The following is a 15,307-nucleotide window of genomic DNA, read 5'->3' as shown; positions in this document are numbered from 1 at the left end:
GAAGGAAAAAAAGCAGGCCATTGTGCGGCAGCGCCGCCCCAGGGCGCATCAAATGCCTTTTTCCACCATCTCCAGCAGGCGCAGAGCCAGCGCCCGACGCTGCTCGGGTGTGGCACGGCGCAGCGGGCCGTCGATCACCAGCAAGGCCATGCCGTGCACGGCCGACCAAGCCAGGAACTCGGCCTGGGGACGGCGCTCGGGCGGCAGCACGCCGGCCTCGGCCATGCTGTCCAGCGCGTAGCCCAGCAGCTCGAACGGATTCAGGCCCATGGCCGCCGCACGCGTGGTGTCGGGCGGCAGGTCCACGTCGTACTCGACAGAGGCAAAGGCCGTGCGGAACCAGCCGGTCTCCGTCTGGGCAAAGCCCAGGTAGCCCCGGCCCACGGCGGCCAGCAAGGCGCGTGAGCGCAGCAGCACATCGGGCAGGGTGTGGGCCTGGGCCATTTCGGCCTCGATTGCTGTGGCCAGTGCGCCCAGGGCGGCGGCGCGCACGGCGTCAAACAAGGCCTGGCGGTTGGCAAAGTGACGATAGGCCGCATTCGGCGCCACGCCCGCCCGCCGCGTGGCCTCGCGCAGCACGATGGCCTGGGGGCCACCTTCACGCGCCAGCGCCAGGCCAGCTTCGACCAGGGCCTGGCGCAGGTCGCCATGGTGATATGACTCACGCCTGACACGTCGCTGCGTCACTGTTTTGATTCCTTTTTTTCTGCATGACCACGTCACACATGAGGGACGACAGCCCTGCCCCGCCGATTTACAGCTTGACACCGAAGCTGACAGCGCCTGATGTGGACAGCGTCCATTTTAGTCCCTAGCATATGTGAACGGCGTACACACGCTGGGCAGAAATAGATAAAAAGCCGGCATCGAACGGCAAAAACGGTTTTCACCGTCACCAAGGAGACAAGCATGGCTTTGCACACCGGCCGCATCCAGCCCTGCCTCTGGTTTGACAACCAGGGCGAGCAGGCGGCGCGCTTCTATACGGAAGTCTTTCCCGATTCCCGCATCACGGCCATTGCCCGCTATGGCGAAGCCGGCCACGACATCCACGGCAGGCCGGCGGGCAGCGTGATGACAGTGCAATTCGAGCTGGACGGCCAGCCCTTTCTGGCGCTCAACGGCGGCCCGATGTTCCGCTTCAACGAGGCCGTCTCGCTGATGGTCAGTTGCAATACCCAGGATGAGATAGACCACTACTGGGGCGCCCTGTCCGAGGGCGGCGACCCGGCGGCGCGTCAATGCGGCTGGCTCAAGGACCGCCATGGCCTGTCGTGGCAAATCGTTCCGGCCCAGATGGCGGGCTGGATGGGGGGCCCCGACATGGCCGCCGCCCAGCGCGTGATGCAGGCCCTGCTGGGCATGCAAAAGCTGGACATCGCCGCTCTTGAGCGCGCGCATGACGGCCGCTGAGGCCTCCTGCGCCCATCCTCCCACTCCTCTCCCCCTCCCCTCGCCACCATCCACTTCAAGAGCATTCCATGCAATTCATTCCCTATCTGAACTTCAACGGCAACTGCGCCGAGGCCTTTGCCTTCTACGCCAGGCTGTTCGGCGGCACCATCGTGCACCAGAGCACCTTTGGCGAGACACCGGGCATGGAGCAGATGCCCGATTCCGCCAAGGGGCTCATCATGCATGCCCACCTGCAAATCAAGGACCAGGCGCTGATGGCCTCGGACGCCACCGACAACTGCGGTGGCGGCGGCTACCAGCAGGCCCAGGGCATGTGGATCTCGATCGGCGTGGACGACGCCACCGAAGGCGGCCGCATCTTCAACGCGCTGGCCGAAGGCGGCAAGGTGACCATGCCCTTCCAGGCCACGTTCTGGTCGCCGGGCTTTGGCATGGTGACGGACCGCTTCAACACACCATGGATGGTCAACGTCAAGGGCGAGGCCTGAACAAGGCCGGCCGACACACATTGCCTCTGTCACCCAAGAAGGAGTCTTCATGAACGCCAATCCCGTCGTCTGGTTCGAGATCCATGTGCAGGACATGGCGCGTGCGCGCCGGTTCTATGAAACCGTCTTCCAGGGCAAGCTGGAGCATCTGCCGGCGCCAGATGGCTCCGACAGCCAGGAGATGCTGTCCTTTCCGATGGACATGACAGGCCCCGGCGCGGGCGGAATGCTGGTGCGGATGGACGGCGCACCTTCCGGCGGCGGCGGCACCCTGGTCTATTTCGGCTGCGAGGACTGCGCCATCGAACAGGGCCGCGTCGAGGCCGCAGGCGGGCGCATCGAGCAGGCCAAATTCTCCATAGGCCCCCACGGGCACTGCGCCGTCGTGGTGGACACCGAGGGCAACCGAATCGGCCTGCATTCCATGCAATGAGGAGCGCCATGACAGCACAAGACCTTCCCGAACACGCCAACGACCTGGTGCTCACGCGCCTGCTGGACATTCCCGCCGACAGGCTCTACCGCTGCTGGACCGAACCCGCGCTGATCCAGCAATGGTTTGCGCCCAGCCCCTGGAGCGTGGCCCGGGTGGACAACGATGTGCGGCCCGGCGGCCACAGCCTCATCGTCATGCGCAGCCCCGAGGGGCAGGAGATGCCCGGCAGCGGTGTCTACCTGGAAGTCATTCCCAACCGCCGCCTGGTCTTCACCGACGCATTCACCCAAGGCTGGGTGCCTGCCGACAAGCCCTTCATGACGGGCATCGTCAGCTTCGATCCCGAGGGCGCCCAGACCCGCTATACCGCCCGGGTGCGCCATTGGAGTGCTGCCGACCGCGCCCAGCACGAAGCCATGGGTTTTCACACCGGCTGGGGCCAGTGCACTGACCAGCTGGCCGAGCTCGCAGCCCGGCTCTGAAGCCGGATTTCACCAGGAGAGAGCCATGCACTACATCGACGGATTCGTGCTGCCCGTTCCCCGGGCCAACCTGCAGGCCTACCGCGAGGTGGCGCAGGCCGCAGGCAAGGTATGGATGGAATACGGCGCGCTGCAGTACTGGGAATGCGCGGGCGACGACGTGCCCATGGGCAAGCTGACCTCGTTTCCCCAGGCCGTGCAGCTCAAGGAAGGCGAGGTCGTGTTCTTCTCATGGATCATCTATGCGTCGCGCGCGGAGCGCGATCGCATCAATGCCGCCGTCATGAAGGACCCGCGCATTGCCTCCATGGACCCGGCCACCATGCCCTTCGACGCCAAGCGCATGTTCTGGGGCGGCTTCGAGAGCGTGGTGGAACTGGGCACGGCCGAGGGTGCAAGTGCGGGCGCCAGCGGCGCGCCGGCCTAGATCTGGTCAGCCGGGGCGGCAGACACGGCAGGCGTGGTGCCCTGGCCGCGCTGGCGCAGCGCTTCGTACAGGCACACGCCGCTGGCCACGGACACGTTGAGGCTGGAGACGGCGCCCATCATGGGGATGCCGATCAGCTCGTCGCAGGTCTTGCGCGTGAGCTGGCGCATGCCGTCGCCTTCGGCGCCCAGCACCAGGGCCGTGGGGCCCGTGAGGTCCACCTCGTACAGGGTCTTGGGCGCATCGTCGCTGGTGCCGATGATCCAGATGTCGCGCTCCTTGAGCTCATTGAGCGTGCGCGCCAGGTTGGTGACCATGAAATAGGGCACGGTCTCGGCCGCGCCGCTGGCCACCTTGGCCACGGTGGCGTTCACGCCCACCGCATGGTCCTTGGGCGCAATCACCGCATGGGCGCCGGCGCCATCGGCCACGCGCAGGCAGGCCCCCAGGTTGTGCGGATCGGTCACGCCGTCCAGCACCAGCAGCAGCGGCTTGCTGATGCCGTCTGCCTCCAGCTGCTCCAGCAATTCGTCCAGCGAATGCACCTGGGCCACCGCCTCCACGCGAGCGGCCACGCCCTGGTGGCCATGGCTGCCAGCCAGCTTGGCAAGGCGTTCGCCGTCGGCCTCGATCAGCCGGACGCCGGCCGACTTGGCGCGGTCGAGGAACTGGCGCATGCGCGCATCGCGGCGCGTGGCCTCGTAGTAGACCTCGATGATGGATTGGGGCGCGGTCTTCATGCGCACGCCGACGGCGTGGAAGCCGAAGAGAACTTTGGGGGACGACATGGGGCGCAATTATCCCGCCAATTGAGCGGTGCCCCGGGCCCCGTCTTGCGAAGCCCGTCTGCGCGCAACGGCTCCTGTGGTTTTTACGTAGCCGCTACACTGCGCGGCTTGGCCGCCTTCCAGCAGGCCTGCACATTGCGGCATGCACCGTAGCCACGGGCATGCCGCTTTGCATTTTTCCATCGCTTGAGTTTTTTCCTTTTCTTTGCCAACCATCATGCTCAAAGCCCTCTTCGCCCGGCTTGCCCGCACCAGCCTGGTCGGCCAGATCGCCATCAGCCTGGTCGCTGGCGGCCTGCTGGCCTGGCTCTGGCCCGAGGCCGCCCAGTCCGTGTCCCTGCTGGGCACGCTGTTCATTTCCGCCCTCAAGGCCGTGGCGCCCGTGCTGGTGCTGCTGCTGGTGGTCTCGGCCACCAGCAACCACCGGCCTGGCCAGGCCACGCAGATCCGCCCCATCCTGTGGCTGTATGTGCTGGGCACCTTTGCGGCGGCCGTGGTCGCCGTCGGCGCCAGCATGGCCTTCCCTTCCACCATCCAGTTCAAGGATGCCGCCCCGGCCCAGGGCGCACCCGGGCGCATTGGCGAAGTGCTGATGGCCCTGGTCCAAAGCGCCTTCGACAACCCCGTGCGTGCGCTGATGAATGCCAACTACATCGGCATCCTCGCCTGGGCACTGGCCATGGGCCTGGCCCTGCGCCATGCCTCGGAGTCCACGCGCGCCGTGATGCAGGACCTGGGCCAGGCCATCACCCGCGTGATCCAGGGCGTGATCCGGCTGGCGCCGCTGGGCATCTTCGGCCTGGTGGCCGGCACCTTTGCACAGTCGGGCCTGGAAAAGCTGCTGGACTACGCGCACCTGCTGGCCGTGCTGCTGGGCTGCATGCTCTTCGTGGCCCTGGTGGTCAATCCGTTCATCGTCTGGACGCAGACGCGCCGCAATCCCTATCCGTTGGTACTGACCTGCCTGCGCGAGAGCGCGGTGACGGCCTTTTTCACGCGCAGCTCGGCCGCCAACATCCCGGTGAACCTGGCGCTGGCCAAGCGCCTGGGCCTGGATGAGGACACCTACAGCGTCTCCATCCCGCTGGGCGCGACCATCAACATGGCCGGCGCCGCCGTCACCATCAGCGTGCTCTCGCTGGCTGCGGCCCATACGCTGGGCATCGAGGTCGATCTGCTGACCGCCATCTTGCTGTGCGTGGTGTCCGCGGTCTGCGCCTGCGGCGCCTCGGGCGTGGCCGGCGGCTCGCTGCTGCTGATTCCGCTGGCCTGCAGCCTGTTCGGCATCTCCAACGATCTGGCCATGCAGGTGGTTGGCGTGGGCTTTGTGATCGGCGTGATCCAGGACTCGGCCGAAACCGCGCTGAACTCCTCGACCGACGTGATCTTCACGGCAGCTGCCTGCGAGGCAGTCGGGCGCCGTGAGGCCGTGGCGGCCTGAGCGCCACCTCTTGCTGGCGTCCGATCAGGCCGCCAGCGCCTGCCCCTCTTCGATGCTGGCAACGCGGCCGGCCTCGATGGTCACGCGCCGCTCGCAGCGCGCGGCGATGGCTCGGTCATGGGTGACCATGACCAGCGTCGTGCCGCGTTCGCGGTTGAGCGCGAACATCAGCTCCATGATGGTTTCGCCGGTCGCAAAGTCCAGGCTGCCCGTGGGCTCGTCGGCCAGCAGCACGGCGGGCTCGACCACGAAGGCGCGGGCCAGCGCCACGCGCTGCTGCTCGCCGCCCGACAGCAGCTTGGGATAGTGGCCCAGGCGCTGGCCCAGGCCGACGCGCTCCAGCATCTCGGTGGCGCGGCGGCGGGCCTCGCGGCTGCCGGCCAGCTCCAGCGGCAGCATCACGTTCTCCAGCGCCGTCAGATTGCCCAGCAGCTGGAAGCTCTGGAAGACAAAGCCCAGCTTTTGCGCGCGCACGGCGGCGCGTGCATCCTCATCCAGCGCGAACATGTCCTGGCCCTGCAGCCGCACCGTGCCGCGCGTGGGCGTATCCAGGCCGGCAAGAATGGACAGCAGCGTGCTTTTGCCCGAGCCCGAGGCACCGACGATGGCCACGGTTTCCCTTGCGGCAAAACGCAGATCGATATCCCGCAGAATATCCAGTGTTCCGGTCGAATCGCTGACCGACTTGAAGACATGCTCGACTTCGATCAGGGGCTGGGCAGTGCTTTGTGACATGGAGGATGGGAAGACGATGCAAGACAAGCTGCGCGCAATGCGCCGACGCCGCCACTTTATATCGGCCGGCTTGGCCTTCGGCCTGCTGGGTACTTGGACGGCCACGTCCACGTGGGCAGCCGAGACGGGCCCGCTGCTGGTGCTGGGCGACTCGCTGAGTGCCGAATACGGACTGGCCCGTGGCACGGGCTGGGTGGCACTGCTGCAAAAGCGCCTGCAGGAGAGTCCAAAGAATGTGCCGCTGGTCAACGCCAGCGTGAGCGGCGAGACCACCTCGGGCGGCCGCTCTCGCCTGCCTGCCTTGCTCAAGCAGCACAAGCCATCGGTGGTGGTGATCGAATTGGGTGGCAACGATGCGCTGCGGGGTCTGCCGCTGCAAAGCACGCAGGGCAATCTGGACGCCATGGTGCGCGCGGCCCGGGATGCCGGAGCCAAGGTGCTGCTGGTGGGCATGCAGGTGCCGCCCAACTATGGCAGCGGCTATACACGCCAGTTCGAGCAGCTGTTTGCCAAGGTGGCGCAGGAGCAGAAGGTGCCGCTGGTGCCCTTCCTGCTGGCAGGCATCGGAGATGCGGCCGATTCAGCCCAGTGGTTCCAGGCCGACCGCATCCACCCCACGGCCAAGGCCCAGCCGCGCATGCTGGACAACGTCTGGCCCCAGCTCAGCAAGCTGCTGCCCTGAGCTCAGGGCAGGCAGGGTGTCAGTTGCTGCGGCCTTCCTCGCCGGGACGGGCTGCTGCAGGAGATGCCTGCGCACTACCTTCTGAGCCGTCGCCCTCATGGTCGTCGGGTCTTTTTTCGGCCTTGGCCTTCTCCTTCTCTAGCTTCTTCTGCTTCTTGGCCAGTTCGCGCTGGCGTTTTTCATAGGCGTAATTGGGTGTCGCCACAGGTGGACTCCTCTGTTGTTGCAAGCCCCACTGTAGCCGCAAGACGGGGCCTGCCAGGAAAACCTCAGGATATGGTGGACGCAGGCACGGCGGAATCGCCCACGCTGCAACGGTATGCATGCCAACTGGCACAACCCAGCAAAGGCCCCACCAGCAGCAGGCCCGCGCCATACCACCACAGGGAAACCGCCACCAGCACGGTGATGATCGCGGCCCACTGCAGCATGACGGCCAGGTTCAGGCCGACCACGCGCATGCTGGTGATGCAGGCCGTGAGTGCGTCGCTGCCCCGGTCCAGCATGGCCGGCAGCGCCACCACCATGCTGGCGAACACCAGGGCCGCGAATGCGCCGCCGACCAGCAGGTAAATGGCCAGGAATTCCCAGTTCTCGGGCCGCGCCACGGCCTGCAGCATGCCGGCCGTGGTGGGCATGCCGGTATCGAAGAACACGGCAAAGACCACCATGGAGGCGCGCGCCCAGAGCATCTCCAGAACCAGCAGCACCATGACCAGCATGCCCATGCTGCCCATCTGCGTGTCCCAGCAGGTCAGCGAGCTGCTCAGTTGGGGCGGCAAGCCCCGCTCCAGCCTGCGGCTGGTGTCGTACAGGCCCATGGCCAGGAAGGGGCCGATAAGCAGGCAGCCGCTGGCCATGGCCATGCTGTATTCCGGGCTGGCGCGGAACACCCAGCCGATCAGCAGGGCCATGGCCCAGAAGCACAGGCCGTAGAACAGCGCCACGCCGGGCGCACGCCGCAGATCGCGCCAGCCCAGGGCCAGCCAGCGCCAGGGATCGGCCATGCGCAGCAGTTGCACCTGCAGCATGCCGGCCGGGTTGTCGGAAGCTTTCTCGGGAGCGGGGGATGCCTGCATGCCTGGACCTCCTGGATCAGCGAGTCCAAAGTTATCGCAGCCATGGCACTGCTGCCATGGCGGAAACTACCGAGGCCCGCCCAGACCCCTGATCTGTGCCCAAGTCAGCACTCAGGCCTGGACCAGCTTGCCCGGTTGGCCGGGCAGCACCTTCCAGGCCGCATCGCGCACAGCCTGGTATTGGCGGCTGAACACGGTGTCCACGTAGATCCACTCGGCCTGGCAGGCCTGCGGCGTGGCCGTGACGATCATGTAGCCACGGCGCGAGGTATCGCAGTACTTGAGCGTGGAGATGAATTGCAGCAGCGCACCACGCAACTGGGCAGGGTCCTGGCCCGACAGGTATTCCTCGAAACCCGGCGAGCTGACGGACGAGGTCGCGAACTCCACGCCCACGGCCTGCCCGCTGCGGTCACGCAATTCGCTGGCCCAGGCATTGTGGGTGTCGCCCGCCAGCACGACCAGGTTCTTGCCCAGGCTGCGCGCCGTGGCCAGCACGGTCTCGCGCGCCACGGCATAGCCGTCCCAGGCATCGAGGTTGTAGGGAATGCTGGGCTGGGCCAGGATGGCCTTTTCCGCCGCCGTCAGGCTGGCCGGGTTCGCCTGCGCCTTGGCCAGCAGCGCCGCGTAGGCCGGCAGCGAGACACCGCTGCCGGGGCTGAGTATGTCCATCAGCAAGGGCGCCGGCAGCTCCATGCGCCCCATCAGGACCTGCTGGCCCAGCACCTGCCAGGTGGCCTGCGAGGCCGCCAGCTGCTGGCCCAGCCACTGGGTCTGGGTGGCGCCCATGAGCTGGCGCGCAGGATTGGCCATGTCGGAGGTGAAGCGTGCCGCGTCCAGGCCCTGGGCGGTGAAGTAGTCGGCGTAGTCCAGTTGTTTGTCGCGGCCGATGACGCGCGTGTCCAGCATGTGCAGCGCCAGCAGGTCGCCGAAGGCGAAGCTGCGGTAGATGATCTCGGGCTGCGCGTTGCGCGTGGGCATCCACTCGTGATAGGCCTTGAGCGCGGCCACCTTGCGCAGTTCGAAATCGCCCTCAGTGGCCGGCTGGTGGTTTTCGGCGCCGTGCATCCAGGTGTCGTTGGAGACTTCGTGATCGTCCCAGACCGCAATCATGGGCGCCGCCGCATGCAGGGCCTGCAGGTCGGCATCGCTCTTGTACTGGGCATGGCGCTGGCGGTAGTCGGCCAGGCTGACGATTTCGTTGGCCGGCAGGCTCTGGCGCTGCATGGCTTCGGCCTTGCCATTGGCATAGCCTCCGCGTGCGTATTCATAGATGTAGTCGCCCAGGTGCACGGTAGCATCCAGGTCGCCCTGGCGCGCGGCATGCGCGTAGACGTTGAAGTAGCCCGCCGGGTAGTTGGCGCAGGAGAACACGGCCAGCTTGACCTGCTGCACGGCGCCCACGGGCAGGGTGCGCGTGCGGCCCGTGGCGCTGGTCATGCCCTGGCAGCGAAAGCGGTAGTGGTAGCGCGTGGCCGGCTTGAGGCCCGTGGCGTCGGCCTTGAAGGTGAAGTCCTGGGTGGCGCGCGCCATGGCCTTGCCCGACACCACGATGGTCTTGAAGTTGGCGTCCGAGGCCAGCTCCCACTCCACCTCGATGTCGCTGGAATGGCCCTGGGGTGGCGTCACGCGGGTCCAGAGGATGACGCGGTCGCTCAACGGGTCGCCGCTGGCCACGCCGTGGCGGAACTCGACGGGAATGCTGCTGTCGCCATCGGAGCCGCCGCAGCCGGCCAGTGGCAGCGCCAGGGCCGATGCGCCCATGCCGCGCACGAAATGGCGGCGGCTGGCCACGATGCCGGACCCATTGGACGCGGTTTTCGCGTGCTGCAGGATATTGGTGATGCTCTCTTTGTGCTTCATGCTGGACCAGGGCCTGGAGGCCCCCGTGGGATGGTATGAAGCCAACGAGCATCGGTGCTGCCGGTGACAGGCGCATGTCACCAGCGCCTGGCGCTCAACTATGCGAACGCGGCGGCCAGGGCCTGCTCCAGGTCGGCACGCAGGTCCTGCACGGCCTCCAGGCCGATGGCAAAGCGCACCACGGTGCCGCTGCGCAGCTGGGGCGTGGGGCAGCTGCGCATGGACGGCAGCTCATAGGGCACGACCAGGCTGATGGGGCCGCCCCAGCTGTAGCCGATCTTGAACAGGCGCAGGCTGTCGCAGAAGCGGTCCACGGCCTGCTGGCCGTGGCGCGGGTCGATGACCACACTGAACAGGCCGGCCGCCACGCCCTCGCCGCCGCCGGCGGCTCCGCACAGGGCCTTCCAGTTCTCGTGGCCCGGAGCTCCTTCGAGCGCGGGATGCAGCACCTGGACCACGGCCGGCTGCTGCTGCAGCCAGCGCGCCAGTTCGCGCGCGGCGCGGTCCTGTGCGTGGTAGCGCAGCGCAATGCTGGGCAGCGAGCGCAGCACGGCCTCGGTGTCGTTGCCGCCCACGCCCAGGCCCAGGCGCATATGGGCCAGCTTGATGCGCATGTGCAGCGCCTGGTCGCGCGTGATGATGCTGCCCATGAGCACATCGCCGCCGCCGCTGGGGTACTTGGTCAGCGCATGGACAGTGGCGTCCACGCCCAGGCTGTGCGAGCCGTCACCCAGCAGGTCGAAGGGATTGAAGGCCAGGCCCGCACCCCAGGTGTTGTCCAGCACGGTGGTGATGCCGCGTGCGCGGCACAGGCGCACCATGGCGATGAGGTCAGGGAACTCCATGGTCACCGAGCCCGGCGCCTCCAGCCAGACCAAACGCGTCTTGGGCGTGATTTTGGCTTCGAGGTCGGCAACATCCATGGCGTCGTAGCACTGGTGGCGCACGCCAAAATGGGCCAGCTCGCCCTCGCTCAGGGTCTTGTTGGGACCGTAGGCGTTGTCGGGCAGCAGCATCTCGTCGCCGGTGCGCAGCAGGGCCAGGGAGGTGGTGGCGATGGCCGCCAGGCCGCTGGGCACCAGCAGGCATTGCAGGCCGCCTTCCAGCGCGCTCAGGCGCTCTTCCAGCAAGAAGGTGGTGGGCGTGCCGTGCAGGCCGTAGGTGTAGCTGCTCTTGTCCAGCCACTGGCGGCGGCGCATGGCCGCCACGTTCTCGAAGATCACCGTCGAGGCCTTGTGCACCGGCGGCTGCGGCGCGACAAAGCCTTCGGGCGGCTGGTAGGGATGGTGGATGAGATGGGTGCTGATCTGCAGGTCGGGTGTGCTCATGCAGCGCATCTTATGCGCTGGGCAACGGCGTTCAGGCATAAAAAAACCAGGCGGACAAAGCGCCTGGTTTTCATTGGGGGAGCAAAGCCGGTGGCTGCGATCAGCTGGCCTTGATCTCCAGCATGTTGCTGACGTTGTTCACGCCCTTGACGGCCTTGGCAATGTCGCCGGCGCGCATCTTGAGCGCATCGCTGGGCACCGAGCCGGTCAGCGTGACGGCGCCGGCCTTGGTATCCACGTCGATCTTGAGGGCGGAGATATCGGGTTCCTTGATCAGGTCGGCCTTGATCTGGGCGGTGATGCCTGCATCGTCGAGCGCGGCGCCTGCCTGGCTCATGGCGTTGGTGGTGGCCGTTTCGGCCTTCATCGCGCCTTCCTCGATCTTGGTGCCGGCGCTGCTCATGGCGTTGTCGATCTTCTGGCCTGCGCTTTGCGCGGCCTGCTGGGACTGCTGGACGGCGGAGTCGAGCTTCTGGCCGGCAGTGTCTTCGGTCTTGCCGCATGCGGCGAGGCCGAAGGCCAGGGCGGACACGGCGAGGATGTGGCAGCAGCGTTGGGTGATGAAAGTCATGCGGTTACTCCTTGAATAGTTGTGAGGCGGTCAACACAGGCCTCGACTTTATTTATGGCCCAGGGACAAACCCATACGACGCCGACGCAAGCGCCTGTAGGACAAGCCCGAACATCCCGGCACCATCCAGTTAGCATGACAATAGCGGCCATGCATTCCCTGGCGCGCTGGTTTCCCTTCCTGGCATGGCCCAAACCTTCGGCAGCCGTGCTGCGCGGGGAGTTCTGGGCAGGTCTCACCGTTGGTCTGATGCTTCTGCCCCAGGGCGTGGCCTATGCAGCGCTTGCCGGCATGCCGCTGATCACCGGCATTTACGCCTCCATCGTCCCTGCCCTGGTGGCCGTGATGTTCAGCGGCTCGCCGCGCCTGGGTGTGGGGCCCACGGCCTTGAGTGCACTGCTGATCGGCGCCTCCCTCACGGGCCTGGCCGAACCCGGCTCCGCGCACTGGGTGGCCCTGGCCGCCTGGATGGCGATTCTTTCGGGCCTGGTGCAGTGGTCGCTGGGCCTGATGCGCGCCGGCTGGCTGCTCAACCTGGTGACCTCGCCCGTGCTCACGGGTTTCACACAGGCGGCAGCGCTGCTGATCCTGGCCTCGCAGTTGCCCACCCTGCTGGGACTGCGTTCGACCTGGAGCGCGGTCTGGAACACGCCTTCGCTGCAGCTTTTCGACTGGCAGTCCATCCTCTACGGCATTGCCAGCATTGCGCTGCTGGTGCTGGCCAAGCGCTGGCGCGCGGCCTTTCCCTCGGCCATCTTCATCATTGCGCTGACCGGCGTGATCAGCTGGGCCACGGACTTTGCCGATGACGGTGGCGCCGTGGTCGGCCACCTGCCGGCAGGCCTGCCCAGCTTCCAGTTGCCGGGATTGCTGAGCTGGGACGAGTTCGGCGCCCTGGTGATGCCGGTGCTGGTGATCTCGCTGGTGAGCTTTCTGGAGACGGCCTCCAGCGCCCAGGTGGAGCACCAGCAGGCCGGCACGCGCTGGAACGAGAACCAGGATCTGGTCGCCCAGGGGCTGTCCAAGATCAGTGCGGGCCTGTTCGGCAGCTTTGCCACCAGCGCCTCGTTCTCGCGCTCGGCCGTGAACCTGCTGGCCGGCGCCAAGACGGGCTGGTCCAACGTGTTCTCCATCCTGCTGGTGGTCATCGTGGTGCTGTGGTTCATCCCGGCGCTGTACCACGTGCCCAAGGCGGCGCTGGCGGCCATCGTGATCACGGCCGTGGTCAACCTGGTCAAGCCGCGCGTGCTGCTGCAGTTGTTCAAGGTGTCGCGCGTGGAGGGCAGCATTGCGCTGGCCACGCTGCTGCTGACCATCGTCACGGCGCCGCGCATGTACTGGGGCGTGTTCGCGGGCATTGTGCTGAGCCTGGGCTACTTCCTCTACCAGCGCCTGCATCCGCGCATCATCGAAGTGGGCCAGCATCCCGACGGCAGCCTGCGCGACCGCAACCTCTGGCAACTGCCGCCGCTGGCGCCGGGCCTGCTGGCCCTGCGCATGGATGCCGAGCTGGACTTCGGCTCGGCCTCGGCCCTGGAGCGTCGTATCGGTGACGAATGGGCGCTGCGCCCGGAGACACACCATCTGTGCCTGCTGGCCCAGCCCATCAACCGCATCGACGTGACGGGCGTGGAGACCTTCGTGCGCCTGCAACTGCTGGCGGCAAAGCGCAGCGGCGTGCTGCATGTGGTGGGCCTGAAGCTGCCGGCCGAACAGGTGCTGCTGCGGGCGGGCGCCCTGCACCGCGGACCGCACCTGCGGCTGTACCGCACCGATGCGGAATTCCTCGCCGCCCTTGCCCTGCCGCCGTTCGTGCCTGCACCAGGATCAACATCTGTTACCACCGATGGTGCAAAAGTCGATGCCGGCGCGGCGACAATCGAGCCTACACACTGATACACTTCACTGGCTTTTCATTCAGCCCTCCGTGACTGCCCCCGCATCCCACCAATCCGTATACCTGCGCGACCTGCGCCTGGCCACAGCCCACGCGCTGGTTACCCACGCTGGTGGGGCGGTCCATCTGCCCACGGATTCGCCGACGCGATATCTGCAGGCGCTGATCGATGAACTGTGCTCGCTGTCGCTGCGCGACCCGCTCACGGGGCTGGCCAACCGCCGCCATTTCCGCACCATTGCCGAGCGCGAGATCGACCGCGTGGCGCGGTCTGGCGAAGCGGCCCTGATGCTGATGCTGGACATCGACCATTTCAAGCAGATCAACGACCAGCACGGCCATATCGTGGGCGACCGGGTTCTGCAATCGGTGGCCCGTACCCTGACCAATTGCGTGCGCCCCATGGACACGCTGGCCCGCTACGGAGGAGAGGAATTCGCCATCGTGCTGCCCGCCTGCCCTGCGACCTTCGGTGTCTCCGTGGCCGAACGCATACGCAGCGCCATCGAGCGCATGCCGGTGGTCATCTCACCCACGCTGACACTGCAGATCACCATCAGCATCGGCGGCGCCTATGCGCTGCAGTGGATACGCAGCACCACAACCTTGTGGACCGAGCGTGCCGACAAACAGTTGTACCTGGCCAAATCTGCCGGCCGCAACCGCGTGCACATTGAAGAACAACCTGACAGTACGGTAAGCGCGGAGGAAAAAAGCCTGCTTTTCGGACCTTTGTATGCCCCGTCCCCGTTTGACAATGGGCTGAATCCAGATATTGCAACCGATGTGGACCCCGAAGATGGACTCCGCTGATAGCCAGGTGGTAAGCGACAACGCCATTCCCCACCCCTCCCTGCCCGCTGCCGTTCCGATGAGCGATGCCGTGCGCGCCAAGCCGCGCGGACACATCATCGCCGTGACCAGCGGCAAGGGCGGCGTGGGCAAGACCTTCGTTTCGGCCAATCTGGCCGCGGCGCTGACACGCCATGGCCTCAAGGTCCTGGTGCTTGACGCCGACCTGGGTCTGGCCAACCTGGATGTGGTGCTCAACCTCTACCCCAAGGTCACGCTGCACGATGTATTCACCGGCCGTTCCTCGCTGGAGGAAGCCATCCTGCCCGCGCCCGGCGGCTACTCGGTGCTGCTGGCCGGCTCCGGGATGATCGAGTACTCGCGGCTCACGCCCGAGATCCGCCAGCAGTTCACGCACACCATCGAGACACTGGCCCCGCGCTACGACATCGTGCTGCTGGACACCGGCGCAGGCATCTCGGACGTGGTGCTGTTCTCCGTGTCCATGGCCACCGAGGTGCTGGTCATCGCCACGCCCGAGCCCACCTCGCTGACCGATGCCTATGCGGCCATCAAGGTGCTGGCCATCCAGCAAAAGCGCCAGCAGATCCGCCTGGCGATCAACCAGGCGGCACGCCCCGGAGATGGCCGCGCCATCACGGGTCAGCTGCAGCAGGTGCTCAACCGCTTTGTCAACACGGCCTCCGGCGAGCCATTGCGGCTCACGCACCTGGGCGATATTCCATCCGACCCGGCCGTGCGCGAGGCGGTGATGCGCCGCCAGTTGCTGCTGCAGTCCATGCCCGGTGCACCGGCTTCGCTGGCAGTGGCCCAGCTGGCCAATAAAATCAAGGCCCTGCTGGTGTCGGGCGGCTGATCGGG

General features: G+C 66.6%; 18 protein-coding genes. 10 read left to right on the top strand and 8 right to left on the bottom strand.

Annotated elements, in window-relative coordinates; genetic code table 11:
• Positions 1-48: 48 nt before the first annotated feature.
• Positions 49-687: a TetR/AcrR family transcriptional regulator gene (locus KDK82_RS08295; protein WP_088164529.1), complete on the bottom strand. Its 639-nt coding sequence runs from the start codon at positions 685-687 to the stop codon at positions 49-51.
• A gap of 222 nt (positions 688-909) precedes the next feature.
• On the opposite strand from KDK82_RS08295, the gene KDK82_RS08290 reads away from it, so the two are divergent.
• The 5 genes from KDK82_RS08290 (at position 910) to KDK82_RS08270 (ending at position 3,249) form a co-directional block, all read left to right on the top strand.
• A complete protein-coding gene (locus KDK82_RS08290; protein ID WP_088164528.1) occupies positions 910-1,413 on the top strand; it encodes a VOC family protein in 504 nt (167 codons plus the stop codon).
• A gap of 68 nt (positions 1,414-1,481) precedes the next feature.
• Complete coding sequence (locus KDK82_RS08285; protein ID WP_034394280.1) at positions 1,482-1,904, top strand: VOC family protein; 423 nt, start codon at positions 1,482-1,484, stop codon at positions 1,902-1,904.
• A 49-nt stretch (positions 1,905-1,953) separates the two neighbouring features.
• Positions 1,954-2,337: a VOC family protein gene (locus tag KDK82_RS08280; RefSeq protein ID WP_013802186.1), complete on the top strand. Its 384-nt coding sequence runs from the start codon at positions 1,954-1,956 to the stop codon at positions 2,335-2,337.
• Positions 2,338-2,345: 8 nt separating this feature from the next.
• Positions 2,346-2,822 carry an SRPBCC family protein gene (locus KDK82_RS08275; protein WP_088164527.1) on the top strand — a complete coding sequence of 159 codons (477 nt, stop codon included), beginning with the start codon at positions 2,346-2,348 and terminating at the stop codon, positions 2,820-2,822.
• Between the two features lie 25 nt (positions 2,823-2,847).
• Complete coding sequence (locus tag KDK82_RS08270; protein WP_088164526.1) at positions 2,848-3,249, top strand: DUF1428 domain-containing protein; 402 nt, start codon at positions 2,848-2,850, stop codon at positions 3,247-3,249.
• Here the strand turns inward: KDK82_RS08270 and rlmB are convergent.
• Complete coding sequence (gene rlmB, locus KDK82_RS08265; RefSeq protein WP_012205857.1) at positions 3,246-4,037, bottom strand: 23S rRNA (guanosine(2251)-2'-O)-methyltransferase RlmB; 792 nt, start codon at positions 4,035-4,037, stop codon at positions 3,246-3,248. The two genes, KDK82_RS08270 and rlmB, sit on opposite strands and share 4 nt — an antisense overlap.
• A gap of 217 nt (positions 4,038-4,254) precedes the next feature.
• On the opposite strand from rlmB, the gene sstT reads away from it, so the two are divergent.
• The gene (gene sstT / locus KDK82_RS08260) at positions 4,255-5,478 is read left to right on the top strand and encodes a serine/threonine transporter SstT (protein ID WP_088164525.1); all 1,224 of its coding nucleotides are present in this window, start codon (positions 4,255-4,257) and stop codon (positions 5,476-5,478) included.
• A gap of 24 nt (positions 5,479-5,502) precedes the next feature.
• Here the strand turns inward: sstT and KDK82_RS08255 are convergent, their stop codons facing one another.
• Positions 5,503-6,213, bottom strand: coding sequence for an ABC transporter ATP-binding protein (locus KDK82_RS08255; protein WP_013802182.1), 711 nt, complete (start codon positions 6,211-6,213; stop codon positions 5,503-5,505).
• Positions 6,214-6,229: 16 nt separating this feature from the next.
• Here KDK82_RS08255 and KDK82_RS08250 point away from each other — a divergent pair, with 16 nt between their 5' ends.
• A complete protein-coding gene (locus KDK82_RS08250; RefSeq protein ID WP_034398647.1) occupies positions 6,230-6,895 on the top strand; it encodes an arylesterase in 666 nt (221 codons plus the stop codon).
• A 19-nt stretch (positions 6,896-6,914) separates the two neighbouring features.
• On the opposite strand, the gene KDK82_RS08245 is transcribed toward KDK82_RS08250, so the two are convergent.
• The 5 genes from KDK82_RS08245 to KDK82_RS08225 all read right to left on the bottom strand — a co-directional run bounded on the left by KDK82_RS08245 (position 6,915) and on the right by KDK82_RS08225 (position 11,736).
• On the bottom strand, positions 6,915-7,100 hold the full coding sequence (locus KDK82_RS08245) for a hypothetical protein (RefSeq protein ID WP_088164524.1): 186 nt from the start codon (positions 7,098-7,100) through the stop codon (positions 6,915-6,917).
• Between the two features lie 64 nt (positions 7,101-7,164).
• Entirely contained in the window at positions 7,165-7,974 is an 810-nt protein-coding gene (locus tag KDK82_RS08240) for a DUF2189 domain-containing protein (RefSeq protein ID WP_088164523.1), read from the bottom strand.
• A 111-nt stretch (positions 7,975-8,085) separates the two neighbouring features.
• Positions 8,086-9,837: an alkaline phosphatase gene (locus KDK82_RS08235; protein ID WP_088164522.1), complete on the bottom strand. Its 1,752-nt coding sequence runs from the start codon at positions 9,835-9,837 to the stop codon at positions 8,086-8,088.
• A 98-nt stretch (positions 9,838-9,935) separates the two neighbouring features.
• Positions 9,936-11,165 carry a PLP-dependent transferase gene (locus tag KDK82_RS08230; protein WP_013802177.1) on the bottom strand — a complete coding sequence of 410 codons (1,230 nt, stop codon included), beginning with the start codon at positions 11,163-11,165 and terminating at the stop codon, positions 9,936-9,938.
• A 100-nt stretch (positions 11,166-11,265) separates the two neighbouring features.
• On the bottom strand, positions 11,266-11,736 hold the full coding sequence (locus tag KDK82_RS08225) for a BON domain-containing protein (RefSeq protein WP_034394327.1): 471 nt from the start codon (positions 11,734-11,736) through the stop codon (positions 11,266-11,268).
• Positions 11,737-11,886: 150 nt separating this feature from the next.
• Between KDK82_RS08225 and KDK82_RS08220 the strand changes: the two genes are divergently transcribed.
• From KDK82_RS08220 to KDK82_RS08210, 3 genes are read left to right on the top strand one after another with little or no spacing between them, the layout of a single operon-like run.
• Complete coding sequence (locus KDK82_RS08220) at positions 11,887-13,632, top strand: SulP family inorganic anion transporter (protein ID WP_088164521.1); 1,746 nt, start codon at positions 11,887-11,889, stop codon at positions 13,630-13,632.
• Positions 13,583-14,446, top strand: a complete 864-nt coding sequence (locus KDK82_RS08215) for a GGDEF domain-containing protein (protein WP_013802174.1) — start codon at positions 13,583-13,585, stop codon at positions 14,444-14,446. The genes KDK82_RS08220 and KDK82_RS08215 overlap by 50 nt, the downstream gene beginning before the upstream one ends.
• Positions 14,433-15,302 (top strand): MinD/ParA family protein, encoded by an 870-nt coding sequence (locus KDK82_RS08210; protein WP_013802173.1) that lies wholly within the window; start codon positions 14,433-14,435, stop codon positions 15,300-15,302. Before KDK82_RS08215 ends, KDK82_RS08210 begins: the two co-directional genes overlap by 14 nt.
• The last annotated feature ends 5 nt before the right edge of the window (positions 15,303-15,307 follow it).

It is taken from the genome of Delftia sp. K82, assembly GCF_002193035.1.
GTDB classification, from domain to species: domain Bacteria; phylum Pseudomonadota; class Gammaproteobacteria; order Burkholderiales; family Burkholderiaceae_C; genus Comamonas; species Comamonas acidovorans.
The sequence above is the reverse complement of the archived record's forward strand: the minus strand, read 5'-3'. Positions and strand labels throughout refer to the sequence as shown.